The organism is Vibrio sp. 1731, assembly GCF_033339955.1.
Lineage (GTDB): Bacteria > Pseudomonadota > Gammaproteobacteria > Enterobacterales > Vibrionaceae > Vibrio > Vibrio alginolyticus.
Genome location: NZ_JAWOVO010000162.1, coordinates 1 through 1,065, shown reverse-complemented (window position 1 = coordinate 1,065; position 1,065 = coordinate 1). Strand labels below are relative to the sequence as shown.

The following is a 1,065-nucleotide window of genomic DNA, read 5'->3' as shown; positions in this document are numbered from 1 at the left end:
TCAACTATTGCTACATTCTGTTGCTCGTCTTTTTCATTTTTTGGTTGCTCCGGGGAAAAGTTGGTATTTTGCGTAACCATATTTGCTCCTACCCTATGCTTTATTTAGAGAAGCACTAAGCCATTTACTTCCGCTGCTTATGCGAATTTTTTTATCATGTCAGAGAGTTCATTCGTACAGTTTTGCACTCTGCTGTTCATCTGGTTGGTTTCTGTCATCAGATCATACGACTCGCTGTATTTCAAATTGAGCGATTGGATGTTCTCATTGATTTCATCCGTGACGTAGACCTGCTCTTCGATGGCGACGGCTATCTGTTGATTTCTTTCTACAACATCTTGGATCAACGCCTCTAGTTGCTGAATGCTCTCAAGCGCCGTTCCAAGCAAAGTGACCGTCCCTGTAGACATCTCGTTGCCTTTCTCCAACGCAGAAACCGCAGACTTACTGCCATGTTGAATGCTCTCAATCGCAGATTTGATCTCTGTTGTGGACTCTTGAGTTCGTTTGGCAAGCGTTCTCACTTCATCCGCGACTACCGCAAAACCACGACCTTGCTCGCCTGCCCTTGCCGCTTCTATCGCAGCATTCAATGCCAGAAGATTGGTTTGTTCGGCAATGCCATTAATCACCTCAATAACCGTCCCTATTTGATCCGTTTGTTGATTCAAACGCATCACCACTTTCGAAATCTCACCCAACTCGCCAACAAGGTCGAGAACAGAATGGTTAACGTTATCGATAACATTGCGGCTATCGGTCATGGTGTTTTGCGCTTTCAGCGTCGCATCTGCGGTTGCTTGAGCATTATGAGATATCTCGGAAGACGAGGCTTGCATCTCATTCACTGCGGTTGCAACAGAATCAATTTCGATTTTTTGCGCGCTTAGGTTCTCAGTAACGCGCTCACTGTTATCCGCCGCGCTATCGGCATTCGTTTTCGTCTCTTCACAGGAATCTTTTACCGAAACTCCTACTCTGCCTAACAAGGCGTTCGCGAACTGCTTCCTCATTTTCATAGCCAGTTCGATTTCTGCAAGATCATTCACTTTCCCGCAGTATATG

Annotated in this window: 1 protein-coding gene; it reads right to left on the bottom strand. The window is 45.6% G+C overall.

Going from position 1 to position 1,065, the window contains the following annotated elements; genetic code table 11:
- Positions 1 to 137: 137 nt before the first annotated feature.
- A partial coding sequence (locus R7035_RS25935; protein ID WP_318146411.1) for a methyl-accepting chemotaxis protein occupies positions 138 to 1,065 on the bottom strand: 928 nt, incomplete at its 5' end.